This window comes from Streptomyces cellostaticus, assembly GCF_023630175.1.
GTDB lineage: Bacteria > Actinomycetota > Actinomycetes > Streptomycetales > Streptomycetaceae > Streptomyces > Streptomyces cellostaticus_A.
The window spans coordinates 42,624-68,740 of sequence record NZ_JALLIN010000032.1; the positions used below are offsets into that span (position 1 = coordinate 42,624).

Below are 26,117 nucleotides of genomic sequence, written 5' to 3' on the forward strand. Positions count from 1 at the left end.
ACGCCATGGATCTTGGACTGAAGGACCGGGTGTACGTCGTCACCGGCGCGACGCGAGGGCTGGGCAACGCCGCCGCGCGGGAGCTGGTCGCCGACGGGGCGAAGGTGGTCGTCACCGGCCGTGACGAGGAGCGGGTCGCCGGCGCGGCGGCCGAACTGGGGCCGAACGCGGTGGGCGTGGCCGCCGACAACGCCGACCCGCAGGCCGCCGAGCGGCTGATCGCGGCCGCACGGGAGCACTTCGGCGGCTTCCACGGCGTTCTGGTCAGCGTCGGCGGGCCGGCGCCGGGGTTCGTCGCGGACAACACGGACGAGCAGTGGCGGGACGCGTTCGAGTCGGTGTTCCTCGGGGCGGTGCGGTTCGCCCGTACGGCGGCGGCCGAACTGGAGCCGGGCGGCGTCATCGGGTTCGTGCTGTCGGGATCGGTGTACGAGCCCATCGCCGGGCTGACCGTCTCCAACGGGCTCCGGCCGGGGCTCGCCGGGTTCGCGAAGTCCGTCTCCGACGAGCTGGGGCCGCGCGGGATCCGCGTCGTGGGTCTGCTGCCGGGCCGTATCGACACGGACCGGGTGCGTGAGCTGGACGCGCTGTCCGCCGATCCGGAGGCGACCCGGGCGGCCGGCGAGTCCCGGATCCCGTTGCGCAGGTACGGCGCCCCGGAGGAGTTCGGCAGGGTCGCGGCGTTCCTGCTGTCCCCCGCGGCCTCCTACCTGACCGGGATCATGGTGCCGGTGGACGGCGGGATGCGGCACGGGTTCTGAGGTGCCCCGCCACCGCGGACGGTCATGAGACGCGCTCCGCGCGGTGCCTGACACCCCGCAGCCGCACCTCGGCCGGGAGGTGCTCCAGGCCCGCCGCGTCACGCGCGCGGGCGAGGGGCCCGGCGGTGAATCCGCTCAGGGCGGCGGCGGGGTCGGTGGCCGGTTCCAGCCGGAGCCCGGCCCGTACCGCGGGACCGGTGCGGCGGCCGGTGAGCAGCACGTCGGCGTCGGCCACGCCCGGCTGCCGGGACGCGTCCCCGGCCAGCGCGGCCTCCAGGGCCGGTCCGCGCAGCAGGGCGCCCTCGCCGTCCCCGGTGTCGACCATGATCTCGGCCGGCCGGCGCCGGCGCAGGACCGCGGCGAGCCACCACAGGGCGAGCAGGACGAGGACGGCGAGGCCCGCGATGACCGCCGGCCACCACCAGGGCGCGTCCCGCCACCGGGTGCGCTCGGCGGTGCTGAGCAGGACGTCGTGCGGGCCCGTGTGCGGCCAGTGGCGCGGCGGCGGGGCGCCCAGGCCCACGGCCAGTACCGAGCCGCCGGCGACGAGCAGCAGGAGCCCCACGAGACAGAGCAGTACGCGGTTCACACGACCGGTGCGCACCGTCATCACCCCTTCCGTCCGGGCCGCCGGACGTCCACCGACAGCGCGGGCGGCCGGCCCAGCCCGAGCCCGAGCACCGCGTCGTCGAGCACGACGTCCAGGTCGGAGCGCACCTCGTCCAGGTCGCGGAAGTGCGCGACCGCCCGGACGCGGGCCCGGCGGCGGCTCATCCGCACCCGCGCCTCCCGCACGCCCGAGACCTCCAGGGCCCGGTCGCGCAGCAGCAGGGCGGCCGCCTCGCGGCGCAGTCCGGCACGGACGTCGGGGTGCGGGCGCCGCATGGGCAGCAGGGAGCGCATACCGGGCGTGACGGCGAGCACGATCAGCCACAGGCCGAGGGCGGCGGCCACACCGGCGCCGGTCAGCACCCAGACGTCGTCGAGGGGGCGTTCGGCGAGCTGCCGGGCCAGCGCGCGGCGCCAGTGCATCGCGGGGTGGTGGGCGCGTACGGCGACGACGTCGTACAGCAGGACGCCCGCGCCGGCCAGCAGGAGCAGGGCGACGACGCCGGCGGGGACCCGGCGCGGCGACCAGAAGCGGCCGCTGCCCCGGTCGAGCAGGGGCGGTGGGGCGCCGGGGGGCTCGTCGAGGCCGAGGACGGGCAGTCGCCGGGTGTCCTCGGACGGCTCGGGTCCGCTCATCGAATCCTCCCGCCGTGGGCGCCGGGCAGCGTCGCCAGATGCAGCCGCTCGACCCGGACGGCGACCTCCAGCACCTCCATGGCCGCCAGCTCGGTGACCCGTTCGGTCACATGCCGGCGCACCGCGGCGCACCGGGCGCCGATGTCGTCGGGGTGGGCGAGTTCGATCTGGACCCGGACGCGGGCCGTTCCCACCGGGCTCCCGGGGCCCGAGCCGGCCCGGGGGCGGGGGTGGACGACGACCACGGCGTGCGGGGCTCCGGCCTCCGCCGGCAGCGGGCCGAGCGCCTCGCGGGCGGCCCGCGAGGCGACCTTGGCCACGACCCGGTCCGCGATCCTGAGAGCGCCGCGCTCGCCGGGCGGCACCGGGTCCTGGCGCGGGCGCGCCCTGCCGGTCTCGGTGCTCACGGCGGTCAACCCCGCCGGTCGCGCCGGTCGCCGCGGCTCCGGAAGAGATCACCGGGTTGCAGGTCGCCCTCCAGGAACCGGCCGGCGACGAACCCGACGGCGCCCAGCGCCGCCACCAGCAGGAAGGCTCCGAAGCCGCCGAAGTACCCGGCGAACCCCAGCGCCATCCCGGCGATCATGCCGACCATGGCCATGCTCATGCAGCGCTCCTCGTGTCCGTCGGCGGTGCGGTTCCGGGCCGGTGGCCCCGGGCGGGCGGGGCGTCACTGGATCCGGGGCGGCTCGGGTTCCTCGTCCTCCTCGTCGGGCAGCTTGACGTCGCTCACCGCGATGTTGACCTCGACGACCTCCAGTCCGGCCATCCGCTCCACGGCGGTGACCACGTTCTCCCGCACCGAGCGGGCGACCTCGGAGATGGCCTCGCCGTACTCCACCACGATCTCCAGGTCGAGGGCCGCCTGAACCTCGCCGACCTCGGCCTTCACTCCCCGGGTCACGGACTTCGAACCGCCCGGCACCCGGTCGCGCACCGCCCCGAAGGTCCGGGCCAGGCCGCTGCCCAGGGCGTGCACACCCACCACGTCGCGGGCGGCCATCCCGGCGATCTTCTCCACGACGCCGTCGGCGATGGTCGTCCGCCCGCGGGTCGCCGCGTCACCGCCACCGCGACCGGTGACCTTGCGGCTCGCGGGCTGTCGTTCGTTCTCACCGGCTGGGGTCGTCGTCATATCGGTCATCGCCGTACGTCCCTTTCGGTCGTCGTTCTCCGACCACCGTAAGCGGGGTTGCGCGATCGCGCGCCAGGGATACGGCAGGCTGGAGGAATGACGGCGGATCGGTGGACACGGGTGTCGGGGCAGCACCGGCTGGCCCTGGACAGACTGCTGCCGCTCGGCGGCCCGCGCGACGGCGCGTGGATCGTCGAGGGCGCGGTCGGGGCGGTACTGCGGCGCGCGGCGAACGGGGTACCGGGCGTGCGTCTCGGCATCCCGCGGATCTCGCTCGCCGACCCGGACGACGTCGGCGAACCCGTCGTACCGCGGCCGCCGGGGGCGCTGCCTCCGGGTGCCCTGCGGGTGACGGCGGACTTCGCGGCCCCGGCCGCCCGGCCGCTGCCGGCGACGGCGTCCCGGCTGCGGCTCGCCCTGGTGGCGGCCGCCACCAAGGAGCTGGGTCTCACGGTCACGGAGGTGGACCTGCGGGTGACGGAGCTGCTGGAGACGGCGGACGGGCAGGTCACGCCGGTGGAGGCGCCGCGGCCGCCGGCCGCCCGGGACAGCACGGACCCCGAGGAGTCACGGGCGGCGGCGGCCGCGCTGTCCGTGCCCGGGGTGGCGCGGCTGACCGGGTCGCTCGGTGGTCTGGGCCGGGCGGCCGTGCACGTCGAGGAACGCGCCGGGGCGGCCGCGCTGCCGCACCGGCACGTCCGGGTGGAGCTGGCGGTCGGTGCGGGCCACCGGGCCGTTGAGGTGGCCCGGCGGGTGCGCGCGGCGGTGCGGGACGCGCTGGACGATCACCCGACCGTGGCGGTGCTGGTCACGAGCGTGGCCTGAGCGTCCGGCCGGGGGGCGCTCCGCCCCACGGGCTCATTCGCCCACGCCGGCCAGGTCCCGCAGCCGCCGGGCCTGGGCGGCCCGCTCGGCGGCGCGCTGGGCGTCGTAGTCCCGCTCCGGCGCGCCCCGCAGCAGTGCCTTGGTCTCCACCACGGCGTCGCGCGGGGCCGCCAGCATCGCCGCGGCGAGGTCCCGTGCCGCGCCGTCGAGCTCGGCCGCGGGCACCGCGAGGTTGGCCAGGCCGGAGGCCACCGCCTCCGCTGCGCCGACGAACCTGCCCGTCGCGCAGATCTCCAGTGCGCGGGCGTACCCGACCAGCCCGACCAGCGGATGCGTGCCGGTCAGGTCGGGAACGAGGCCGAGCGCGGTCTCGCGCATGGCGAACTGCACGTCGTCCGCCACGACCCGCAGGTCGCAGGCGAGCGCGAGCTGGAACCCGGCACCGATGGCATGCCCCTGGACGGCTGCGACGGACACGATGTCGTTGCGCCGCCACCAGGTGAACGCCTCCTGGTATTCGGCGATGGTCGCGTCGAGCCCGGCGTCGTCACGACGCGCGAGTTCGATGAAGGTCGGCTCGCCCGGGATCCCCTCCGGACTGAACATCCGACGGTCCAGCCCGGCGGAGAAGGACTGGCCCTCACCCCGCAGCACCACGACCCGGACGGAGCCCGGCAGCAGCCGGCCGGCCTCGGCGAGCGTCCGCCACATGGCGGGGCTCTGCGCGTTGCGCTTGGCCGGATTGGCCAGCGTCACCGTGGCGAGCGCGTCGTCGACGGTGAGCCGTACGCCGTCCTTGTCGAGTACAGGAGCGAGGTCCTGGTCGGGCGAAGCCATGGGGCGCCTCCGATGAGTGCGGTCATCACACATTGCCGTACGGCATGCTAAGTGACTGCACAGTAACCACCCGGTCGTTCAGACCGCCGACCGGGTGGCCACCATCGAAGCCGATGGGCCGCCCGGAGTCAGGACGAAGCGGCCTTCTTGCCCCGGGTCGCTCCGCCACGCCCACGGAGCGTGACGCCCGACTCGCTGAGCATCCGGTGTACGAAGCCATACGAGCGGCCGGTCTCCTCGGCCAGCGCCCGGATGCTCGCACCGGAGTCGTACTTCTTCTTCAGGTCTGCCGCGAGCTTGTCGCGCGCGGCGCCGGTCACCCGGCTGCCCTTCTTCAGAGTCTCGGCCACCCGTGCCTCCTCATGGGAAGTGCGCTCTGGTCTCCTCATGATCACCCCTCCGGGGCGCGATGGCCACCCATTCGGCAAGGTCCGTGGGACATCGACGTGACGACAGGAGCACGTCCCCACATGCGGAATCGACGATTCCGCGATCTCGGGGACACACGGCCGAACGAGTGGTTCCGCGAAGTGCCAGGTCAGAGACGCGCGACGGCCGACCCCTTGGTACGGAAGGGATCGGCCGCGAAATCGGTGTACGACACACGTCGGTACGAGGAGATCTCACGCAGATGATGGATCACGGCTCGGCCGAATGATCCATACGCCGTGGATCACGCCTTCGATCAGGCCAGGGCGACGAGATCCGCGTAGTCGGAGCCCCACAGGTCCTCGACGCCGTCCGGCAGCAGGATGATGCGCTCCGGCTGCAGGGCCTCGACCGCGCCCTCGTCGTGGGTGACCAGGACGACCGCGCCCTTGTAGGTGCGCAGGGCGCCGAGGATCTCCTCGCGGCTGGCCGGGTCCAGGTTGTTGGTCGGCTCGTCCAGCAGCAGGACGTTGGCGGAGGAGACGACCAGCGTGGCGAGGGCCAGCCGGGTCTTCTCGCCGCCGGAGAGCACCCCGGCGGGCTTGTCGACGTCGTCGCCGGAGAACAGGAACGAGCCGAGCACCTTGCGGACCTCGACCAGGTCCATGTCGGGCGCGGCCGAGCGCATGTTCTCCAGGACCGTGCGGTCGGGGTCCAGGGTCTCGTGCTCCTGGGCGTAGTAGCCGAGCTTGAGGCCGTGGCCGGGCACGACCTCGCCGGTGTCGGGCTGCTCGACTCCGCCGAGGAGGCGCAGCAGCGTGGTCTTGCCGGCGCCGTTGAGGCCGAGGATGACGACCCGCGAGCCCTTGTCGATGGCCAGGTCGACGTCGGTGAAGATCTCCAGGGAGCCGTACGACTTCGACAGGCCCTCCGCCATCAGCGGGGTCCTGCCGCAGGCCGCGGGCTCGGGGAAGCGGAGCTTGGCGACCTTGTCGGACTGGCGGACCGCCTCCAGGCCGGAGAGCAGCTTGTCGGCGCGGCGGGCCATGTTCTGCGCGGCGACCGTCTTGGTGGCCTTGGCGCGCATCTTGTCGGCCTGCGAGTGCAGGGCGGCGGCCTTCTTCTCGGCGTTGGCGCGCTCGCGCTTGCGGCGCTTCTCGTCGGCCTCGCGCTGCTGCTGGTAGAGCTTCCAGCCCATGTTGTAGACGTCGATCTGGGCGCGGTTGGCGTCCAGGTAGAACACCTTGTTGACGACCGTCTCGACCAGGTCGACGTCGTGGGAGATCACGATGAAGCCGCCGCGGTAGGACTTCAGGTAGTCGCGCAGCCAGATGATCGAGTCGGCGTCGAGGTGGTTGGTCGGCTCGTCCAGCAGCAGGGTGTCCGCGTCGGAGAACAGGATGCGGGCCAGCTCGATGCGCCGGCGCTGACCGCCGGAGAGCGTGTGGAGCGGCTGGCCGAGGACCCGGTCGGGCAGGTTGAGCGCCGCGGCGATGGTGGCGGCCTCGGCCTCGGCCGCGTAACCGCCCTTGGTCAGGAACTCGGTCTCCTGGCGCTCGTACTGCTTGAGGGCCTTGTCACGGGTGGCGCCCTTGCCGTTGGCGATGCGCTCCTCGTTCTCGCGCATCTTGCGGATCAGGGTGTCGAGCCCGCGCGCGGAGAGGACGCGGTCGCGGGCGAGGACGTCGAGGTCGCCGGTGCGGGGGTCCTGCGGCAGGTAGCCGACCTCGCCGGAGCGGGCGATCTGGCCGCCGGCCGGGATGCCCTCGCCCGCCAGGCACTTGGTGAGGGTGGTCTTCCCCGCGCCGTTGCGGCCGACGAGGCCGATGCGGTCGCCCTTGGCGATACGGAAGGTGGCGTTCTCGATGAGGACGCGCGCACCGGCGCGCAGCTCGATACCGGAAGCGGAGATCACGGACAGACTCCAGGGCGTACTGAGGGTTGGCGGTGGGCGGCTGAGGACGTTCCCGCCGTCTAATGCGCGAGGAGAATGGCCATGGGCCAAGTCTAACGGGACCGTGCAAGCGGATTTTTCGGCGCCCGTGCGTCCGGGACGGCCGCCGGGTGCCGGTGGCGGCTGCGAGACTCGAGGGAGCGGGGGCGGCGACCGGCGCACGAGGGAGTGATCGGCATGGCGGGCACGGGCGGACGGCCGAGCGTCTTTCCGACGCTGCTGTACACCGACGCGAAAGCCGCGATCAGGCAGCTCACCGAGGCCTTCGGCTTCACCGAGCTGTCGGTGTACGAGGCGCAGGACGGCACGGTGATGCACGCCGAGCTGGTCCAGGGCGAGGGCGCGGTGATGCTCGGCTCCAAGGGCCGCGGCGGGCTCTTCGACGCGGCCATGCGGGGCGCTGGTCCCGCCGGGGTGTACGTCGTCGTGGACGACGTCGACGCCCATCACCGGCGGGCCGTGGCGCACGGCGCGGAGATCCTGATGCCGCCGACGGACCAGGACTACGGCTCGCGGGACTACATGGCCCGGGACGCGGAGGGCAACGTCTGGAGCTTCGGCACCTACGCGCCCGAGATCGGCGGCTGACCGGACCGGGCCGGCCGCGGGCGCTCCCGGCCGGCCCCGGCGCAGCGGATCAGCCGCCGGTGTGCACCTGGAAGGCGGCCCGTCGCACGGCCTTGGCCAGGGCCGGGTCGGGGTGGGCGGCGGCGAGGGCCACCAGGACCTGCACGGTGCGCGGGTGGCCGACGGCGCGGACTTCGTCCAGCAGCAGGGGGACGGTCGGCTGCACCGCGGCCTCCAGGTGCCGTACGAGCATCGACGTCTCGCCGTGGTCGGCGACGGCGGCGGCGGTGTCGACCCACAGCCAGGTGGCCTCCTCGCGGGTGAGGACCTCGTGGGCGTCCTCCGGGTCGACGCCGTCGTGCTCGGCCAGCCACAGCAGCGCGTAGGGCCGCAGGGCGGAGTCGTCCAGTACCGCGTGCACCTCGGGTTCGGCGGGGGCGCCGACGACCCGCAGCGCCTCGAAGGCGAGGCCGCGCAGCAGGGCGTCGTCGCCCCGGGCCGCGGCGAGCAGCTCGGTGACGGCGCTGCCGACGGGGCGGGCGGCGAGCCAGGCGCGGTACTCGGCGCGGGCGGCGTTCGGGCGGAGCTGGGCACAGCCGCGGAGCATGTCCTCGGCGGACTGCTCGATGTTGCCGGCGGGGCTCTGCGCGGCCACGCAGATCTGCTCCAGCTTGACCCAGACCGCCCAGCTCCCCAGCGGAGTGAGGGTGGCCTGGCCGGCGCCGTAGGTCAGGGCGCCCACGGACGCGAGGGCCGTGAGGGCCCACTCCAGGAGCGGGGCGAGCGGGGTGTCCCCGGCGGGTCCGGGTTCCGCGGGGGCGGCGCTCCCGGCGGGGGCCCGGGAGCCGGCGGCACCGGGGGCGTAGGAGATCTCGCAGCGCTCGGTGCGCAGTTCGGTGACCCGCTGCTGGAGCAGGTCGAGGAGCTGCTCGACGGGCACGGGGCCGGCGGAGAGCTGGAGGAAGGAGAGCACCTGGGGCATGGCGGAGACGACCTCGGCGACGGCGGCCGGCTCGAACTCCGCGGGCTCCGGGCTGGCGAGCGACCACGCGTCGAACAGCGCGACCCAGCCGCGCAGCACGGCGCTGTCGTCACGGTCCCAGGCACGCAGGCGCCAGCCGGGGCGCGCCTTGTCCCCGTGCACCTCGATGAGGCCGGCGAGCCGGGCGGTGTCCCAGTCGGCGCGGATCCGGTCGGCGTCCAGGCCGAGGCCGGCCGCGGCCCGCTCGGCGGTCGCGTCGGAGAGCGTGGCCTTGCCGTCCGCGGTGGCGGCGTCGCCGCCGGGTCCGAGGGCCGAGTCGGCCCAGCGCGCGACGCGGACCGCGCCGGCCAGGCCGGTGCGCGCCATTCTGGCCAGTTCGGCCGGGGCGGGGGTGCCCTCCGGCGGCCGGGGCGCGAGGCGGCGCGGGCGCCGCTGGTTCACAGCTCTGGGGGCGGCGGCCAGGGGTCGCGGTCGGACGAGTCGAAGCCTGGAGTCGCGCGGGATACGGGACGTCACAGGAGCAGTCTTCCGGTTGACGGTCCGAAATCCCAAACGGAATGTCACGGGGGGCCACCGGGGCGGCCGGCGCGCCCGGTCCGGGGGCGGGACGGAAGGCGGGATCAGGCCAGTGGTACACCGTTTGACGGCCGGGCCGGACGCGGCGGGTCCGGCCCGTACCGGAGGTGCCGCGGGGCGGTCACACCAGCGGGGTCAGGAAGCGGCGCAGCCGCTCCTCGTAGCCCTCCGGGTCGGCGTTCCACATGGCCCCGTGCGGGGCACGGGGCACGGGGTGCAGCGCCACGAGGTCGGGGCGGCGGGCGGCGAGGCGGCGGGAGTACTCCCACGGGGCCACCACGTCGTCGGGGCCGTGCACGATCAGCGTGGGCACGGCGAGCCGGTCGGGGTCGGCGGTCCCGGCACCGCGTTCGGCGTGCAGCCCGGCCCGGCCCTGCGCGGCCCGTACCGCGAGCGGCAGCAGGGCGTCGGGGGTGTGGCGGGCATGGGCGAGCGCGCGCAGGGTGGCCTGCCAGCTCAGCACCGGGGAGTCGAGGACCAGCCCGGCGACGCGCTCGCGCACGGCGGAGTGCTCGGCGGCGCGCAGGGCCATGGTGGCGCCGGTGGACCAGCCCAGCAGGACGACCCGGCGGGCGCCGTAACGGACGGCGTAGCGGATCGCCGCGTCCACGTCGCGCCACTCCGTCTCGCCGAGGTGGTTCAGGCCGTCCGGGGGGCTCGGGGCGCCCAGGTCGCCGCGGTAGGCGAGGGCGAGGACGGGGACGTGGCGGCCGTGCAGATACGCCATGACGTTCATGGCTTGCTCCCGGGTGGTGCCCAGGCCGTGCACCGCGATCACCCAGGTGTCCCGGTGACCGGGTACGAACCAGGCGGGCAGCGGGCCGAGTTCACCGGGGACGTCGATGTCGGCGTGGTCGAGGCCGAGCGCGGCGCCGGGGTTGCCGACATGGACGTTCGGGGTGAGCCACACGGCGTCGCCGGGTGCGAGGGTGCCGTGGGTGACGCGTTCCAGACGTCTGACGACGGTGTCGGCGGTGTGTGCGGCCGCGTCCAGCGGGGGCCCGACGACCGCGTGGGAGCCGTCGCCTGCCAGGCCGTAGGTGCCGGGGCGCAGCGAGGCCAGGTCGCGGGTGAGGGCGATCCGCCCGGGCGCGGTTTCGTGCACGGTGAGCCGGGGTTCGGTGGGCAGCGGACGGCCGGGAGGCGCCTTCAGCGCGGCGTCGCTGGCCAGTCGGCCGGCGGCGACGGATGCCGCCCCGGCGGCCAGGACGGCGCCGAGGGCGGCGGCGGTCGCTCTGACGGTGCGCACGGCTCCAGTTTCGTGGCGGGCGCCGGAACCGGCCAGCCGGAGGACCGCCGCGGCAGGCCCGGAGCGGCGGCCGCGGGTCGGCCCGCCGAGGAGCGTGCGGACGGCGGGGGGACGGAGCGGGTGGCTGTGCGACGACAAGGGGTCACCTCCGTTGGCCGTATCCCTTCAAGCGTGCCCCGGCCTCGGCGATGTGTGCCTCGGTCAGCAGTGCGGGCGTGAGACCCGGCACGGAGGACGCCGTCAGCCACAGCCGGCACATCCATTCGAGCTGGGCGGTGCGGTCGTAGGCCTGGTCGAGCGTGGCGCCGTGGGTGATCGCGCCGTGGTTGCGCAGCAGGCAGCCGGAGCGGCCGTCGAGCGCGGCGAGCATGTTCGCGGCCAGTTCGTCGGTGCCGTAGGCCGCGTAGGGGGCGACGCGCACGCTGCCGCCGAGGGCGGCGGTCATGTAATGGATCGGGGGCAGCTCGGTGACGAGGGTGGAGACGGCCGTGGCGTGCACGGCGTGGGTGTGGACGACGGCGCGGGCGTCGGTGGTGCGGTAGACGGCGAGGTGCATGGGCAGTTCGCTGGTCGGCACGAGGGTGCCGAGCACCTGCCGGCCGTCGAGGTCGACGCCGGTGATGTCGGCCGGGGTGAGCCGGTCGTAGGGCACGCCCGACGGGGTGACCAGCACCAGGTCCCCCACGCGCGCGGAGACGTTGCCCGAGGTGCCGACGACCAGCCCGTCGGCCACGGTCCGGCGGGCCGTGGCGACCACTTCCGCCCAGCTCCGCTCCTGCTGCTCCTGCGGGTACCGCCGCTGTTCAGCCATGCCGTGATCCTGCCAGCCCACCCGGGGCGGGGCGGGGCCGTCGGCGGACTCCGGACCGGAACCCGTGCCGCCGGACGGGTGGACACCGGTACGAAACACCCATGAACACACTTTTTGAGCGAGGGCGGGACCTTCAATGATCGTCCATGCCCGGAGCCGCACGACGTACGGCCGTCACACCAGGGGGACCCATGGCCCGCGACCGTTCATCCTCTCGCCCCCGCCGCCGCCCCCGCCGCGCGGCCGTCGTGGCCGCAGCGGCCGCAGCGGCGGCGCTCGTCCTGGCGGGCCCCGGCTGCGCCTGGGCCGCGGCGGCGCCGGCCGCGCCCGCGGCCGGTCTGCCCCTGGGGCACGACGTGTCGTCGTACCAGAGACATGTCGACTGGCCCGCCGCCCGGTCGGACGGAGCCCGGTTCACCTACGTCAAGGCGACCGAGTCCACGACCTACCGCAACCCCTACTTCGCCCGGCAGTACGCGGGCGCGCGCCGGGCGCACCTGATCCGCGGCGCCTACCACTTCGCCCGGCCCGACCGGTCCTCCGGAGCCGCGCAGGCCGCGTACTTCGTACGCAACGGCGGCGACTGGCGGGCGGACGGCTGGACCCTGCCGCCGGCCCTCGACATCGAGTACAACCCGTACGACGACAGGAACGTCTGCTACGGGCTCGACCGCGGGCGGATGGTCGACTGGATCCGCTCGTTCAGCGACGAAGTGGCCCGGCTCACCGGCCGCCGCCCGGTGATCTACACGACCGCCCATTGGTGGGCCTCCTGCACCGGGGACAGCCGCGCCTTCGCCTCCGACCACCCGCTGTGGATCGCCCGTCACGGCACGTCGGAACCGGGAGCGCTGCCCGGCGGCTGGCAGTCCTGGACCTTCTGGCAGTACGGCGCCGAGGGCGGCCTGCCGGGTGACCAGAATCTCTTTCACGGGCCGCCGGACCGGCTGCGGGCCCTCGCGCGCGGCCGGTAGCCAAGGGGCGCCCGGACTCCGGCCCGAAACGGAAGCTCCGCCCCCCGCTTCCGACACCCCTGCGCCCGACCCAGTTCATCTTCCGTTCACCCAGGTTGCCTACGTTCAACCCGCCAATGACGCTCGAACGATTGCCTGGGTAAATGGAAAGCTTCTCGCTGATCCTCGCGATAGTGGTGGTAACCGCTCTCGCGTTCGATTTCACGAACGGTTTCCACGACACCGCCAACGCGATGGCCACCACCATCTCGACCGGCGCGCTCAAGCCCAAGGTCGCGGTGGCCATGTCCGCCGCGCTCAACCTTGTGGGCGCTTTCCTCTCCGTGGAGGTCGCCAACACGATCTCCAAGGGTCTCGTCGATGAGAACGGCATCCGTCCCGAGGTCATCTTCGCCGCCCTGGTCGGCGCGATCCTCTGGAACCTGCTGACCTGGCTGGTGGGACTGCCCTCCAGCTCCTCCCACGCCTTGATGGGCGGCCTGATCGGCGCCACCGTCGCCTCGGCGGGCTTCGGCGCCGTCCACAACGACGTCCTGCTCACCAAGGTGCTGCTGCCGGCGGTCGCCGCCCCGGTCGTGGCCGGCCTGGCCGCCATGCTCGCCACCCGCTTCTCCTACGGGATCGGCGGCAGGGCCACCGAGGGCGAGGCCACCCGCAAGGGCTACCGCGCCGGCCAGATCGCCTCCGCCGGGCTGGTCTCCCTCGCCCACGGCACCAACGACGCCCAGAAGACGATGGGCATCATCACCCTGGCGCTGATCGCGGGCGGTGCCATCGCCCCGGGCTCCAACCCTCCCACCTGGGTGATCCTCTCCGCGGGCCTGGCCATCGCGCTCGGCACCTACATCGGCGGCTGGCGCATCATCCGCACCATGGGCAAGGGCCTGACCGAACTGGAGCCGCGCCAGGGCTTCGCCGCCCAGACCAGCGCCGCCACCGCCATCCTGGCCTCCTCGCACCTCGGCTTCTCGCTGTCCACCACGCACGTCGTCTCCGGTTCGGTGATGGGCGCGGGCCTGGGCCGCAAGGGCGGCGTGGTCCGCTGGTCCACCGCGACCCGCATGGTCGTCGCCTGGGTCCTCACCCTGCCCGCCGCCGCCCTGGTCGGCGCGCTCGCCGAGTCCGTCACGGACCTGGGCGACTGGGGCACCGCGGCCGTCGCGGTCTTCCTGGTCGGCTCCAGCGCCGCCATCTGGAAGCTCTCCCGCCGCGAGGTCGTCGACCACACCAACGTCAACGACACGGACGAGGCCACGGAGCCCGCCGGTGTGGTGACCGCCGCCATCGCCGCGGTGACCCCGCCGCCGACCGGCACCGTCACCCTCACCGAGGGGCCGGCGATCGACATCCCGGCGCAGTCGGACGGCCCGGCCCAGGCCGTCACCGAAGTCACGGCACCGGCCGCCCCGCCGGCCGCCACCGTCTGACCCGGTTACCGGAGGAAAGCAACATGAAGATCGACTGGGCGGCCATCGGCTCCGTCTTCGGCGTCAGCCTCGCCTTCACGGTGGGCCTGGTGGCCCTGTTCACCCTCGGCGTCAACGGCCTGTCCCGCCGCGAGCGGGCGGCGGCGCAGGGCGGGTCCGCGGCGCTCGCCGTGACCGGCGCGTACGTGTGCTTCGCGGCCTGCGCGGCGGCCGTGGCCTACGGCATCTTCCTGATCGTGGCCAAGCACTGAGCCGATCCACCCTCGAAGAGGCTCCCCGCCGGTGTGTACCGGCAGGGAGCCTTTCGCGTGTCCGGATCTCGCCGGTGTGGGGCTGAGCACACTCTCCTCTCGCAGGTCAAAGGCAAGTTGACGGCCCTTCCGGGCGCGTGGTGGACTGCCCGGGCCATGTACGGCGGCAGGAGAGGAAGCCGGTGCGAATCCGGCGCGGTCCCGCCACTGTCACCGGGGAGTGATCCCCGGGAGCCAGGAACTCTCACCGCCGGCTTCGTCGAACCAGGGCGCGGACACCCTGAGTGAGGACACATATCGCCATGCTCGGCCGCAGATCGAGGACCCGCACCAGGGCCCGTCACGAGAGTCCCGCCCCCGCGCCCACGGCCGGCTGAGCCGATGGGTGCCGATCGCGCTCACGCGTACGGCGCCGCCGCCGGCCTCCTCGGTGACCTGCTCCTCGGCGATCCGCGCCGCGGGCATCCGGTCGCCGTGTTCGGGCGCGCGGCCGCCGCCGTGGAACGCGTCCTGTGGCACGACCACCGCGGCTGGGGCGCGCTGCACACCGCTGTATGCGCCGGCGGCGCCGTGGGAGCCGGGCTCGTCGCCCAACGGGCCGTGCGCCGCTGCCCCGTCGCCTCCGCGGCGCTCACCGGCGCGGCCACCTGGGCCGTCGTCGGGGGCACCTCACTGGCCCGCGAGGCCCGGACGGTCGGGCGCGCCCTGGCGGCCGGGGACCTGACGGCGGCCCGCGCACGGCTGCCCCATCTGTGCGGCCGGGACCCGCAGGCACTGGACGCCGACGGGATCGCCCGCGCCGTGGTCGAGTCCGTCGCCGAGAACACCTCCGACGCCGTCGTGGGCGCACTGGTGTGGGGCGCGGTGGGCGGGGTGCCGGGGCTGCTCGGGTTCCGGGCCGTCAACACCCTGGACGCGATGGTCGGTCACAAGTCGCCGCGCCTGCGCCGCTACGGCTGGGCCTCGGCGCGGCTCGACGACGTCGCCGGGTGGCCGGGAGCCCGGCTGACGGCCGTGCTCGCCACGCTGGCCGGACCGGATCCGCGGGGTGCCGTGCGGGCCTGGCGGGCGGACGCGGCGAAACACCCGAGCCCCAACGCCGGTCCCGTCGAGGCGTCGTTCGCGGGCGCCCTCGGGGTACGGCTCGGCGGGACGCTCTCCTACGCCGGGCGGGTCGAGCACCGGCCCGTGCTCAACGGCGGCACCGGGCGGGCCGTCCGGGTCGCCGACATCGACCGGGCCGTACGGCTCTCCCGCCGCGTCGGCCTGCTCGCGCTCGGCGTCACCGCCGGCGCGCGCCTCCTCGTGAAGGGACGTGGCAAGTGAACGGTGGTCTCCTCGTCGCCGGCACCACCTCCGACGCCGGCAAGAGCGTCGTGACGGCCGGGATCTGCCGCTGGCTGGCGCGCCAGGGCGTGAAGGTCGCGCCGTTCAAGGCGCAGAACATGTCCCTCAACTCCTTCGTGACGCGCGAGGGCGCCGAGATCGGGCGGGCGCAGGCGATGCAGGCGCAGGCCTGCCGGGTGGAGCCGACCGCGCTGATGAACCCCGTGCTGCTCAAGCCCGGCGGTGAACAGAGCAGCCAGGTGGTGCTGCTGGGCAGGCCGGTGGGCGAGATGAGCGCCCGCGGCTACCACGGCGGGCGCCGGCAGCGGCTGCTGGGCACGGTGCTGGACTGCCTGGCCGAGTTGCGGGGCACGTATGACGCGGTGATCTGTGAGGGGGCCGGTTCGCCCGCGGAGATCAATCTGCGGCGGACGGACATCGTCAACATGGGGATCGCGCGGGGCGCGCGGCTGCCCGTGCTCGTGGTCGGCGACATCGACCGGGGCGGTGTCTTCGCCTCCTTCTTCGGCACCCTCGCCCTGTTGTCGCCCGAGGACCAGGAACTGGTCGCCGGATTCCTGGTGAACAAGTTCCGGGGGGACGTCTCCCTGCTGGAGCCCGGCCTCGACATGCTCCGGAACCTCACCGGGCGGCGGACCTACGGCGTGCTGCCGTTCCGGCACGGGCTCGGCATCGACGAGGAGGACGGACTGCGGGTCTCGCTGCGCGGCACCGTGCGGGAGTCCACGGTGGCTCCCCCGGTCGGTGAGGACGTGCTGCGGGTCGCCGTGTGCGCGATCCCGCTGATGTCCAACTTCACCGACGTGGACGCGCTGGCCGCCGAACCCGGCGTCGTGGTGCGGTTCGTGGACCGGCCGGAGGAGCTGGCCGACGCGGACCTGGTCGTGGTCCCGGGGACCCGGGGCACGGTCCGGGCGCTCGAGTGGCTGCGCGAGCGCGGCCTCGCCGACGCCCTCGCGCGCCGGGCCGCCGAACACCGGCCCGTGCTCGGCATCTGCGGTGGCTTCCAGATCCTCGGCGAGCACATCGAGGACGAGGTCGAGTCGCGCGCCGGGGAGGTCCCGGGGCTCGGACTGCTGCCGGTGCGGGTGCGGTTCGCCCGCGAGAAGACGCTGACCCGGCCGGTCGGCGAAGCCCTGGGCCAACCGGTCGAGGGATACGAGATCCACCACGGGGTGGCCACCGTCGTCGGGGGCGAGCCCTTCCTGGACGGCTGCCGGGCAGGACAGACCTGGGGCACGCACTGGCACGGCTCGCTGGAGTCGGACGGCTTCCGGCGGGCCTTCCTGCGCGAGGTGGCGGCCGCCGCGGGACGCCGCTTCGTCCCGGCCTGCGACACCTCCTTCGCCGCGCTGCGCGAGGAGCAGCTCGACCGGCTCGGCGACCTGATCGAACAACACGCGGACACGGACGCGCTGTGGCGGCTCATCGAGTCGGGCGCGCCGCAAGGACTGCCCTTCATCCCACCGGGAGCGCCCGTATGAGCACAGTGCTGTTGTTGTCGACCGCCGACACCGATCTGCTGGCGGCCCGGGCCTCCGGCGCCGGGTACCGGATCGGGAATCCGACCCGGGTGGACGTGGCCGGGGAGCTGCCGGGGCTGATCGAGGGCACGGACCTCGCGGTCGTACGGCTGCTCGGCGGCAAGCGGGCCTGGGAGGACGGACTGGCCGCGCTGAAGGCGTCCGGCGTGCCGACCGTGCTGCTGGGCGGCGAGGCCGTGCCGGACGCCGAGCTGATGGCCGAGTCGTCCGTGCCGGCGGGCGTGGTGGCGGAGGCGCTGAAGTACCTCGTCGAGGGCGGCCCGGACAACCTGACCGAACTGGCCCGGTTCCTCTCCGACACGGTGCTGCTGACCGGCGAGGGCTTCGAGGAGCCGCGGAAGATGCCGGAGTTCGGCGTCCACGGCTCCCGCCCGGTCCGGGCGGGCCGCCCGACGGTCGGCGTGCTGTTCTACCGGGCGCACGAACTCAGCGGCAACACGGCCTTCGTGGACACGCTGTGCGAGGCGATCGAGGCGCAGGGCGCCAACGCCCTGCCGGTGTACTGCGGTTCGCTGCGCGGCGCCGACCCCGGGCTGTACGAACTGCTGGGCCGGGCCGACGCCCTGGTCGCCACCGTGCTGGCGGCCGGCGGCACGCACGCCTCGCAGGCGTCCGCCGGCGGGGACGAGGAGTCCTGGGACATCGGGGCGCTCGCCGACCTGAACGTGCCCGTGCTGCAGGGCCTGTGCCTCACCTCCTCACGGGCCGCCTGGGCGGAGTCGGACGCCGCCCTCTCCCCCATGGACGCGGCGATGCAGGTCGCCATCCCGGAGTTCGACGGCCGCCTCGTCACGGTGCCGTTCTCCTTCAAGGAGCAGGGACCGGACGACGTCCCGGTGTACGTCGCCGACCCCGAGCGGGCGTCACGGGTGGCCGGTATCGCCGTACGGCACGCGCGGTTGAAGCACAAGCCGAACGCGGACAAGAAGATCGCGCTGGTCTTCACCGCCTACCCGACCAAGCACTCCCGGGTCGGCAACGCGGTAGGCCTGGACACGCCCGCGTCGGCCGTGCGGGTGCTGGACGCCCTGCGGGACGCCGGCTACGCGGCCGAGGGGTACCCGGACCACGGCGACGAGCTGATCCACCGGCTGATCGCGGCCGGCGGCCACGACGTCGAGTGGCTGACGGAGGAGCAACTGGCCGCCGCGCCCGCCCGGGTGCCGCTCGCCGACTACCGTGAGTGGTTCGACGGGCTCGACGCCGGGCTGCGGAACGCGATGCTCCAGGCGTGGGGCGAGCCGCCGGGCGGCCTGTACGTGGACGGCGACGACATCGTGCTCGCCTCCCTGCGGTTCGGCAACGTCGTCGTGATGATCCAGCCGCCGCGGGGCTTCGGCGAGAACCCGATCGCGATCTACCACGACCCCGACATGCCGCCCTCACACCACTACCTGGCGGCCTACCGCTGGCTGGAGAGCAGCTTCGGCGCCGACGCGATCGTGCACATGGGCAAGCACGGCACGATGGAGTGGCTGCCGGGCAAGGGCCTGGGCCTGAGCGGCGGCTGCGCTCCGGACGCCGTGCTCGGCGACCTCCCGCTCATCTACCCGTTCATCGTCAACGACCCGGGCGAGGGCACCCAGGCCAAGCGGCGCGGGCACGCCACCGTGGTCGACCACCTGGTGCCGCCGATGGCGCGCGCGGACACCTACGGCGACCTGGCCAAGCTGGAGCAGCTACTGGACGAGTACGCGCTCGTCTCCGACCTGGACCCGGCGAAGGCACCGGCGGTGCGCGCCCAGATCTGGACGCTGGTCAAGGCCGCCGAACTGCACCACGACCTGCATGTGGACGAGCAGCCGGACGACGACGAGTTCGACGAGTTCGTCATGCACATCGACGGCTACCTGTGCGAGATCAAGGACGTGCAGATCCGCGACGGACTGCACGTCCTCGGCGGCGGTCCGGAGGCCGAGCCGCGGGTGAACCTGGTCCTCGCCGTGCTGCGCGCCTCCCAGGTGTGGGGCGGACGGGCGAACGCGCTGCCGGGGCTGCGGGCGTCGCTGGCCCTGCACTACGGGCTGGTGGAGAAGGAGCTGCTGGCCGAGCCGGGCGCGGCGGTGAAGGTCCCGGTGGAACTGACGGACCGGATCCAGGCCGCGCCCGTCCCCCACCAGCCTGCCGAGGAGGGCGCCACGCGCCCCTTCGTCCCCTCCCGGACGGCGTCCGACGCCATCGACCTGCTGGAGCAGCTCTGCCGGCGGATCGCGGAGGGCATGGAGGCCCGGGCCTGGGACCGGGCGGCGGTGGACGCCGTGCTGGACGACGTGCTCGGCACCCGGATCCCGGACGCCGTCGCGGTGCTGGAGTTCGCCTGCGACGAGGTGGTGCCGCGGCTGGCCCGGACCTCCGACGAGATCGGGCACGTCCTGCGGGCGCTGGACGGCGGCTACGTGCCGGCCGGCCCGTCGGGTTCGCCGACCCGCGGCCTGGTCAACGTGCTGCCGACCGGCCGGAACTTCTACTCGGTCGACCCGAAGGCGATCCCGTCCAGGCTGAGCTGGGAGGTCGGCCAGTCGCTCGCGGACTCGCTGGTGCAGCGGTACCTGCGGGACACCGGGGAGTATCCGAGGTCGGTCGGCCTCACGGTCTGGGGCACCTCCGCGATGCGCACCCAGGGCGACGACATCGCCGAGATCCTGGCGCTGCTGGGCTGCCGCCCGGTCTGGGACGACGCCTCGCGGCGGGTGACCGGCTTCGAGGTGATCGGTCCGCAGGAGCTGGGCCGGCCGCGCATCGACGTCACGGTCCGTATCTCCGGCTTCTTCCGCGACGCGTTCCCGCACGTGGTCGGGCTGATCGACGACGCGGTCCGGACGGTGGCCGAGCTGGACGAGCCGGCCGAGGTCAACCACGTGCGGGCGCACGTGGAGGAGGACGTCGCGGAGCACGGTGACCGCCGGCGGGCGACGGCCCGTGTCTTCGGCTCGAAGCCGGGCGCGTACGGCGCCGGCCTGCTGCCGCTGATCGACGCCCGGAACTGGCGCTCCGACGCCGACCTCGCCGAGGTGTACGCGGTGTGGGGCGGTTACGCCTACGGACGCGGTCTCGACGGGCGTGCGGCGCGCGGGGACATGGAGACCGCGTTCCGGCGGATCGCGGTGGCGGCGAAGAACGTCGACACCCGTGAGCACGACCTGGTCGACGCCGACGACTACTTCCAGTACCACGGCGGCATGGTCGCCATGGTGCGGCACCTGACCGGTGCCAGCCCCGAGGCGTACGTGGGCGACTCGGCCGTGCCGGACCAGGTGAGGACCCGCACGCTGGGCGAGGAGACGCACCGTGTCTTCCGGGCGCGGGTGGTCAACCCGCGCTGGATGGCGGCGATGCGCCGGCACGGGTACAAGGGCGCCTTCGAGATGGCGGCGACCGTGGACTACCTGTTCGGCTACGACGCCACGGCGGGCGTGGTCGACGACTGGATGTACGAGAAGCTGAGCGCGGAGTACGTCTTCGACCCGGAGAACCGGGACTTCATGCGCACGTCCAACCCGTGGGCGCTGCGCGGCATCACCGAGCGGCTGCTGGAGGCGGCGGACCGCGGGCTGTGGGCGGAGCCGGACGCGGACACCCTGGAGCGGCTGCGCGCCACCTATCTGGAGCTGGAAGGCGACTTGGAGGGCGACCAGTGACCACTCCGTTCCCGTTCACGGCCGTTGTCGGCCAGGACGACCTGCGCCTCGCGCTGCTGCTGAACGCCGTGTCACCGGCGGTCGGCGGTGTGCTGGTGCGCGGCGAGAAGGGCACCGCGAAGAGCACCGCCGTCCGCGCCCTCTCCGTGCTGCTGCCGGAGGTGGCCGTCGTCCCCGGTTGCCGCTTCTCCTGCGACCCGGCGGCACCGGACCCGTCCTGCCCGGACGGCCCGCACGAGGCGGGCGCGGGGGCCGGGCGTCCGGCGCGGATGGTCGAGCTGCCCGTCGGTGCCTCCGAGGACCGGCTGGTCGGCGCGCTCGACATCGAGCGGGCGCTCGCCGAGGGCGTGAAGGCGTTCGAGCCCGGCCTGCTGGCCGACGCCCACCGCGGGATCCTGTACGTGGACGAGGTCAACCTCCTGCACGACCATCTCGTGGACCTGCTGCTGGACGCCGCCGCGATGGGCGCCTCGTACGTCGAGCGCGAGGGCGTCTCGGTGCGGCACGCCGCCCGGTTCCTGCTCGTCGGCACCATGAACCCCGAGGAGGGCGAGCTGCGGCCGCAGTTGCTCGACCGGTTCGGGCTGACCGTGGAGGTCGCGGCCTCGCGGGAGCCGGACGAGCGGGTGGAGGTCGTGCGGCGCCGGCTGGCGTACGACGACGATCCCGGCGCCTTCGCCGCGCGCTGGGCCGAGGAGGAGGCCGCCGTCCGGCGGCGGATCGTCGCGGCGCGGGAGTTGCTGCCGCGGGTGCGTCTGGGCGACGGAGCGCTGCGGCAGATCGCGGCGACCTGCGCGGCCTTCGAGGTGGACGGGATGCGCGCCGACATCGTGATGGCGCGAACGGCGACCGCGCTGGCCGCGTGGGCCGGGCGGACCGAGGTGCTCGCCGAGGACGTCCGGCAGGCCGCGCTGCTCGCGCTGCCGCACCGGCGGCGGCGCAACCCGTTCGACGCGCCGGGCCTGGACGAGGACAAGCTGGACCGGACGATGGAGCAGTTCTCCGGCGAGGACGAGGCCGAGGGCGACGACGACCCCGGGCCCGACGACCCCGGCCCCGGCGGGCCCGGCGGCGGTGGCGGGCAGCCGCCGCCCGACAGCGCTCCGCAGGGCGACGGCGGCGCCGCGGCGGCGCCCGAGGAGGCCGGTGAGGGTGGTCGGCCCCAGCCCTCGGGCGGCCAGGAGCAGCCGGCCGTGCGGGCGGCCGAGCCGTTCCGCACGAAGGTGCTGAGCGTGCCCGGCATCGGTGAGGGCGCCGCGGGCCGACGGTCGCGGGCCCGGACCGAGCACGGCCGGACCACGGGCGCCCGGCGGCCCCGGGGCGCGCTGAACAAGCTGCACCTGGCGGCCACCGTTCGGGCCGCGGCCCCGCACCAGCGGGCGCGGGGGCGCTCCGGGCCGGGTCTCGTCGTGCGCCGGGACGATCTGCGGCAGGCGACCCGGGAGGGGCGTGAGGGCAACCTCGTGCTGTTCGTGGTCGACGCCTCCGGGTCGATGGCGGCGCGCCAGCGGATGGGCGCCGTGAAGGGCGCGGTGCTGTCGCTGCTGCTCGACGCCTACCAGCGGCGGGACAAGGTCGGTCTGGTGACCTTCCGGGGGTCCGCGGCGGACGTGGCGCTGCCGCCCACCTCGTCGGTGGACGCGGCGGCGGTGCGGCTGGAGTCGCTCCCGACCGGCGGCCGTACGCCGCTGGCGGCCGGACTGCTGAGGGCGCACGAGGTGCTGCGGGTGGAGCGGCTGCGGGACCCGGCGCGGCGGGCGCTGGTCGTGGTGGTGACCGACGGCCGGGCCACAGCGGCGGGGCCGGCGCGAGGGGGTTCCCGCCAGGCGTTCGGCGCCGGGCAGGCCTCCGGCCGCGGCGGCGGCCCGGCGACGGGCGAAGCGGAGCCGGTCGCGCTGGCGGGGCGGGCGGCACGGCTGTTCGCGGCGGACGGCGTCGCCTCGGTGGTGGTGGACTGCGAGTCGGGGCCGGTCCGGCTCGGGCTCGCCGGACGCCTCGCGGGCGAGCTGGGCGGTACGGCGGTGACGCTAGACGAGCTGCGCTCCGACTCGATCGCCGGACTGGTCAGGGATGTGCAGGGGACTTCGAGGAGGGCCGCGTAATGCCGCAGGGACAGCCGAGTGTCGTACCGGACGACGGACTGACGACGCGTCAGCGCCGCAACCGGCCGCTCGTCGTCGTGCACACGGGCGTCGGCAAGGGCAAGTCCACCGCCGCGTTCGGGCTGGCGCTGCGGGCCTGGAACCAGGGCTGGCCGATCGGGGTGTTCCAGTTCGTCAAGTCCGCCAAGTGGAAGGTCGGCGAGGAGAACGCGCTGCGCGTGCTCGGCGCCTCCGGCGAGGGCGGCAGCGTCGACTGGCACAAGATGGGCGAGGGCTGGTCCTGGGTGCAGCGGGACATCCAGGGTGACAACGCGACCAACGAGGAGAAGGCCCGCGAGGGCTGGGAGCAGGTCAAGCGGGATCTGGCCGCCGAGACGTACCGGCTCTACGTGCTGGACGAGTTCGCGTACCCGATGCACTGGGGCTGGGTGGACACGGACGAGGTGGTGGAGGTGCTGCGCGGCCGGCCCGGCACCCAGCACGTGGTGATCACGGGGCGGAACGCGCCGGGGAAGCTGGTGGACCTCGCCGACCTGGTCACCGACATGTCCAAGGTCAAGCACCCCATGGACGTGGGGCAGAAGGGCCAGAAGGGCATCGAGTGGTGATGACGCCGGTGCCCCGGCTGGTCGTCGCCGCGCCCTCGTCGGGCAGCGGCAAGACCACCGTCGCCACGGGGCTGATGGCCGCGTTCGCCGCGCGGGGGCTCGCCGTGTCCCCGCACAAGGTCGGGCCGGACTACATCGATCCCGGGTACCACGCGCTCGCCACGGGGCGGGTGGGCCGCAACCTGGACGCGTACCTGTGCGGGCCGGAGCTGATCGCCCCGTTGTTCCTGCACGGGGCGCGGGGGTGCGATCTCGCCGTGGTCGAGGGCGTCATGGGGCTGTACGACGGCGCCGCGGGCCAGGGTGAGCTGGCGTCCACCGCCCACGTCGCCAAGCTGCTGCGGGCGCCGGTGGTACTGGTCGTGGACGCGTCCTCGCAGTCGCGGTCGGTGGCGGCGCTGGTGCACGGCTTCGCGTCCTGGGACCCGGAAGTGCGGGTCGGGGGCGTGATCCTCAACAAGGTGGCGTCCGATCGGCACGAGGCTCTGCTGCGCGAGGCGCTGGACGCCTCCGGGGTTCCGGTGCTGGGGGTGCTGCGGCGGCTGCCGCGGCTGGACACGCCGTCGCGGCATCTGGGCCTGGTACCGGTCGCCGAGCGGCGGGCCGCGGCGGTGGACGCGGTCGCGGCCATGGCGGCGCAGGTGTCCGCGGGGTGCGACCTGGACGCGCTGACGGCGCTGGCGCGGAGTGCGGGAGCGGTCCCGGGCGCGGCCTGGGATCCGGTGTCCGCGCCGCCCGCCCCGCACGGGGCCCGGCCGGCCGGGGAGCGGGGTCCGGTGGTCGCCGTCGCCGGTGGCCGGGCGTTCACGTTCTCCTACGCGGAGCACGCCGAGCTGCTCGCCGCGGCCGGGGCCGAGGTCGTCGCCTTCGATCCGCTCCGGGACGAGGAACTGCCGGAGGGCACCGCCGGGTTGGTCGTCGGGGGCGGTTTCCCCGAGGTGTACGCGGCGGAGCTGTCCGCCAACGAGCCGCTGCGCGGGGCGGTCGCCGGACTCGCGCTGAGCGGCGCTCCCGTGGCCGCGGAGTGCGCGGGCCTGCTCTATCTGTGCCGGGAGCTGGACGGCCGGCCCATGTGCGGGGTGCTGGACGCCGGCGCCCGCATGGGCGAACGGCTCGCTCTCGGCTACCGGGACGCGGTGGCCGTCGGCGACAGCGTGCTGGCCGCCGCGGGGACGCGGACACGCGGGCACGAGTTCCACCGCACGGTCGTCGAGCCCGGCTCCGGTGCCGCTCCCGCCTGGGGTCTGACCACCCCGGTGCGCCGGGTCGAGGGTTTCGTGCAGCGGGGCGTGCACGCGAGTTATCTGCACACGCACTGGGCCGCCCGGCCCGGCGTGGCCCGTCGGTTCGTGGAGAGGTGCCGGACGTCATGAGCAGCAGGCTGGTCGGAGTCGGGGTCGGTCCCGGGGACCCGGAACTGGTGACCGTCAAGGGCGTCAACGCCCTGCGCGCGGCCGAGATCGTCGTCGTCCCCGTGATGGACACCGGTGAGCGGGGCCGGGCCGAGGCGACGGTGTTGCACTACGTGCCCGGGGAGAAGGTCGTCCGGGTGGTGTTCGCGCTGAACGAGCGGACCGACCGGGCGCGCCGGGAGGCGGCCTGGGACGCGGCGGGCGAGCGGGTCGCCGGGCTGCTGCGGCGGCACGGGTCGGTCGCCTTCGCCACCATCGGCGATCCGAACGTGTACTCGACGTTCACCTACCTCGCGCAGACGATCGCGGGGCTGGTGCCGGGTGTGGTGGTCGAGACCGTGCCCGGGATCACCGCCATGCAGGATCTGGCGGCGCGGTCGGGCGCGGTGCTGACGGAGGGGACCGAGCCGTTGACGCTGGTGCCGGTGACGGCGGGCTCGGCGGCGCTGAAGGAGGCGCTGGCGGGGCCGGGCACCGTCGTGGCGTACAAGTTCGGCCGGCAGGCCACGGAGGTCGCCGAGGCGCTGCGGGAGACCGGGCGGATCGGGGACGCGGTGTGGGGTTCGGCGCTCGGGCTGCCGGAGGAGTCGGTGCGGCCGGCCGGCGAACTGGACGGGACGCCGCTGCCGTACCTCTCCACGCTGATCGCTCCGCCGCGGCGGGACGGCGGGCGGGGCGGGAAGCTGTGACGCGGCCCTCGCGGTCAGCCGCCGGAGACGCCGACCACCAGCCAGATGAAGGCCGCGCCCGCGACCGTGCACAGCAGGGTGGAGCGGGCGGGGTGCTCGTGGTGGGCCTCGGGGAGGATCTCGGCGGCGGCGAGATAGAGCAGCACGCCGCCGAAGAGGCCGAGATAGCCGCCGAGCACCGGCTCGGGGATGTGGAGGAAGACCGTCGACAGCGCGCCCAGCAGGGGGGCGCAGGCGTCGGCCAGCAGCATGCCCACCGCCCGGCGGCGGGCGTTGCCGTACAGGCTCGTGATGGTGAAGGTGTTGAAGCCGTCGGCGAAGTCGTGCGCGATCACGGCGAGCGCGACGGAGGCGGCCATGCCGCCGCCCACCTGGAAGGCCGCGCCGATCGCCACGCCGTCCATGGCGCTGTGCCCGACCATCGCGGCCGCCGCCGTCAGGCCCACCTCGGGCGCGCGGTGCTGGTGCTCGGCGCCCCCGTGCGCCGCCTGGCGCGCGGCCAGGGTGCGCTCCACCAGGTGGGCCAGCAGGAAGCCGGCCACGAACAGCAGCAGGGCCGCCGGTACGCCGAAGACCTCGCGGTCCGCCGCGCGCAGCGCCTCCGGCAGCAGGTCGAGGCCGACCACGCCGAGCATCAGGCCGCCGGCCAGCCCCAGGACGAGATGGCGACGGTCGGTCACACGCTGTGCCGTCCAGCCGCCGGCCAGCGTCATCAGGAACGCGCCGAGCGCGACGAAGACCGCCATGGGCCCTTGCTATCCGATGAAGGTGCCTTCGCGCACATCCGGCGCCCTCCGCACACCCCCAGACCCTG

At 74.6% G+C, this 26,117-nt stretch carries 25 protein-coding genes and 1 riboswitch; of the genes, 13 read left to right on the forward strand and 12 right to left on the reverse strand.

Translation table 11 applies throughout. The features are described 5' to 3' along the window. The first annotated feature begins 5 nt into the window (after nt 1-5). Nucleotides 6-761: an SDR family oxidoreductase gene (locus tag MXD57_RS20815; protein WP_250403189.1), complete on the forward strand. Its 756-nt coding sequence runs from the start codon at nt 6-8 to the stop codon at nt 759-761. A 22-nt stretch (nt 762-783) separates the two neighbouring features. On the opposite strand, the gene amaP is transcribed toward MXD57_RS20815, so the two are convergent. From amaP to MXD57_RS20840, 5 genes are all read right to left on the reverse strand, one after another. Continuing rightward, nucleotides 784-1,371, reverse strand: a complete 588-nt coding sequence (gene amaP / locus MXD57_RS20820) for an alkaline shock response membrane anchor protein AmaP (RefSeq protein WP_250403191.1) — start codon at nt 1,369-1,371, stop codon at nt 784-786. Further along, nucleotides 1,371-2,006, reverse strand: a complete 636-nt coding sequence (locus tag MXD57_RS20825; RefSeq protein WP_250403193.1) for a DUF6286 domain-containing protein — start codon at nt 2,004-2,006, stop codon at nt 1,371-1,373. The genes amaP and MXD57_RS20825 overlap by 1 nt, the downstream gene beginning before the upstream one ends. Beyond that, nucleotides 2,003-2,422: an Asp23/Gls24 family envelope stress response protein gene (locus MXD57_RS20830; RefSeq protein WP_284505870.1), complete on the reverse strand. Its 420-nt coding sequence runs from the start codon at nt 2,420-2,422 to the stop codon at nt 2,003-2,005. The genes MXD57_RS20825 and MXD57_RS20830 overlap by 4 nt, the downstream gene beginning before the upstream one ends. After that, on the reverse strand, nt 2,419-2,613 hold the full coding sequence (locus MXD57_RS20835; protein ID WP_250403197.1) for a hypothetical protein: 195 nt from the start codon (nt 2,611-2,613) through the stop codon (nt 2,419-2,421). The genes MXD57_RS20830 and MXD57_RS20835 overlap by 4 nt, the downstream gene beginning before the upstream one ends. 63 nt (nt 2,614-2,676) lie before the next feature. Further along, entirely contained in the window at nt 2,677-3,150 is a 474-nt protein-coding gene (locus tag MXD57_RS20840) for an Asp23/Gls24 family envelope stress response protein (protein WP_250403199.1), read from the reverse strand. An 87-nt stretch (nt 3,151-3,237) separates the two neighbouring features. Between MXD57_RS20840 and MXD57_RS20845 the strand changes: the two genes are divergently transcribed. Next, a complete protein-coding gene (locus MXD57_RS20845; protein ID WP_250403201.1) occupies nt 3,238-3,966 on the forward strand; it encodes a nucleopolyhedrovirus P10 family protein in 729 nt (242 codons plus the stop codon). Between the two features lie 33 nt (nt 3,967-3,999). Here the strand turns inward: MXD57_RS20845 and MXD57_RS20850 are convergent, their stop codons facing one another. The 3 genes from MXD57_RS20850 to MXD57_RS20860 form a co-directional block, all read right to left on the reverse strand. After that, entirely contained in the window at nt 4,000-4,803 is an 804-nt protein-coding gene (locus MXD57_RS20850) for an enoyl-CoA hydratase/isomerase family protein (RefSeq protein ID WP_250403203.1), read from the reverse strand. A gap of 128 nt (nt 4,804-4,931) precedes the next feature. After that, the gene (locus tag MXD57_RS20855; RefSeq protein ID WP_004002281.1) at nt 4,932-5,153 is read right to left on the reverse strand and encodes a helix-turn-helix domain-containing protein; all 222 of its coding nucleotides are present in this window, start codon (nt 5,151-5,153) and stop codon (nt 4,932-4,934) included. Between the two features lie 335 nt (nt 5,154-5,488). Beyond that, complete coding sequence (locus MXD57_RS20860) at nt 5,489-7,087, reverse strand: ABC-F family ATP-binding cassette domain-containing protein (protein WP_250403205.1); 1,599 nt, start codon at nt 7,085-7,087, stop codon at nt 5,489-5,491. A 216-nt stretch (nt 7,088-7,303) separates the two neighbouring features. On the opposite strand from MXD57_RS20860, the gene MXD57_RS20865 reads away from it, so the two are divergent. Continuing rightward, nucleotides 7,304-7,714, forward strand: a complete 411-nt coding sequence (locus MXD57_RS20865) for a VOC family protein (RefSeq protein WP_250403206.1) — start codon at nt 7,304-7,306, stop codon at nt 7,712-7,714. Between the two features lie 49 nt (nt 7,715-7,763). Here the strand turns inward: MXD57_RS20865 and MXD57_RS20870 are convergent, their stop codons facing one another. From MXD57_RS20870 to MXD57_RS20880, 3 genes are all read right to left on the reverse strand, one after another. Further along, on the reverse strand, nt 7,764-9,191 hold the full coding sequence (locus tag MXD57_RS20870; protein WP_250403208.1) for a hypothetical protein: 1,428 nt from the start codon (nt 9,189-9,191) through the stop codon (nt 7,764-7,766). Nucleotides 9,192-9,372: 181 nt separating this feature from the next. Then, nucleotides 9,373-10,500, reverse strand: a complete 1,128-nt coding sequence (locus MXD57_RS20875) for an alpha/beta hydrolase (protein WP_250403209.1) — start codon at nt 10,498-10,500, stop codon at nt 9,373-9,375. A gap of 142 nt (nt 10,501-10,642) precedes the next feature. Further along, nucleotides 10,643-11,311 carry a class II aldolase/adducin family protein gene (locus MXD57_RS20880; protein ID WP_250403211.1) on the reverse strand — a complete coding sequence of 223 codons (669 nt, stop codon included), beginning with the start codon at nt 11,309-11,311 and terminating at the stop codon, nt 10,643-10,645. A gap of 191 nt (nt 11,312-11,502) precedes the next feature. Here MXD57_RS20880 and MXD57_RS20885 point away from each other — a divergent pair, with 191 nt between their 5' ends. The 10 genes from MXD57_RS20885 to cobI all read left to right on the forward strand — a co-directional run bounded on the left by MXD57_RS20885 (nt 11,503) and on the right by cobI (nt 25,303). Next, nucleotides 11,503-12,285 (forward strand): lysozyme, encoded by a 783-nt coding sequence (locus MXD57_RS20885; protein WP_250403212.1) that lies wholly within the window; start codon nt 11,503-11,505, stop codon nt 12,283-12,285. Between the two features lie 143 nt (nt 12,286-12,428). After that, nucleotides 12,429-13,712, forward strand: a complete 1,284-nt coding sequence (locus tag MXD57_RS20890; RefSeq protein ID WP_250403214.1) for an inorganic phosphate transporter — start codon at nt 12,429-12,431, stop codon at nt 13,710-13,712. 23 nt (nt 13,713-13,735) lie between these two features. Beyond that, complete coding sequence (locus MXD57_RS20895; RefSeq protein ID WP_250403216.1) at nt 13,736-13,963, forward strand: hypothetical protein; 228 nt, start codon at nt 13,736-13,738, stop codon at nt 13,961-13,963. Nucleotides 13,964-14,086: 123 nt separating this feature from the next. Further along, nucleotides 14,087-14,227: riboswitch (cobalamin riboswitch) on the forward strand. A 117-nt stretch (nt 14,228-14,344) separates the two neighbouring features. Beyond that, the gene (locus MXD57_RS20900; RefSeq protein ID WP_250403217.1) at nt 14,345-15,289 is read left to right on the forward strand and encodes a cobalamin biosynthesis protein; all 945 of its coding nucleotides are present in this window, start codon (nt 14,345-14,347) and stop codon (nt 15,287-15,289) included. Continuing rightward, a complete protein-coding gene (locus tag MXD57_RS20905; protein WP_250403219.1) occupies nt 15,286-16,794 on the forward strand; it encodes a cobyric acid synthase in 1,509 nt (502 codons plus the stop codon). The genes MXD57_RS20900 and MXD57_RS20905 overlap by 4 nt, the downstream gene beginning before the upstream one ends. Then, entirely contained in the window at nt 16,791-20,492 is a 3,702-nt protein-coding gene (gene cobN / locus MXD57_RS20910) for a cobaltochelatase subunit CobN (protein ID WP_250403221.1), read from the forward strand. The genes MXD57_RS20905 and cobN overlap by 4 nt, the downstream gene beginning before the upstream one ends. Continuing rightward, nucleotides 20,489-22,594, forward strand: a complete 2,106-nt coding sequence (locus MXD57_RS20915; protein WP_250403223.1) for a putative cobaltochelatase — start codon at nt 20,489-20,491, stop codon at nt 22,592-22,594. The genes cobN and MXD57_RS20915 overlap by 4 nt, the downstream gene beginning before the upstream one ends. Then, nucleotides 22,594-23,202 (forward strand): cob(I)yrinic acid a,c-diamide adenosyltransferase, encoded by a 609-nt coding sequence (gene cobO / locus MXD57_RS20920; RefSeq protein ID WP_250403225.1) that lies wholly within the window; start codon nt 22,594-22,596, stop codon nt 23,200-23,202. Before MXD57_RS20915 ends, cobO begins: the two co-directional genes overlap by 1 nt. Further along, entirely contained in the window at nt 23,202-24,575 is a 1,374-nt protein-coding gene (locus MXD57_RS20925) for a cobyrinate a,c-diamide synthase (protein ID WP_250403268.1), read from the forward strand. Before cobO ends, MXD57_RS20925 begins: the two co-directional genes overlap by 1 nt. Beyond that, nucleotides 24,572-25,303: a precorrin-2 C(20)-methyltransferase gene (gene cobI, locus MXD57_RS20930; RefSeq protein ID WP_250403226.1), complete on the forward strand. Its 732-nt coding sequence runs from the start codon at nt 24,572-24,574 to the stop codon at nt 25,301-25,303. Before MXD57_RS20925 ends, cobI begins: the two co-directional genes overlap by 4 nt. Nucleotides 25,304-25,317: 14 nt before the next feature. Here the strand turns inward: cobI and MXD57_RS20935 are convergent, their stop codons facing one another. Further along, a complete protein-coding gene (locus MXD57_RS20935; protein WP_250403228.1) occupies nt 25,318-26,049 on the reverse strand; it encodes a ZIP family metal transporter in 732 nt (243 codons plus the stop codon). Between the last annotated feature and the right edge of the window lie 68 nt (nt 26,050-26,117).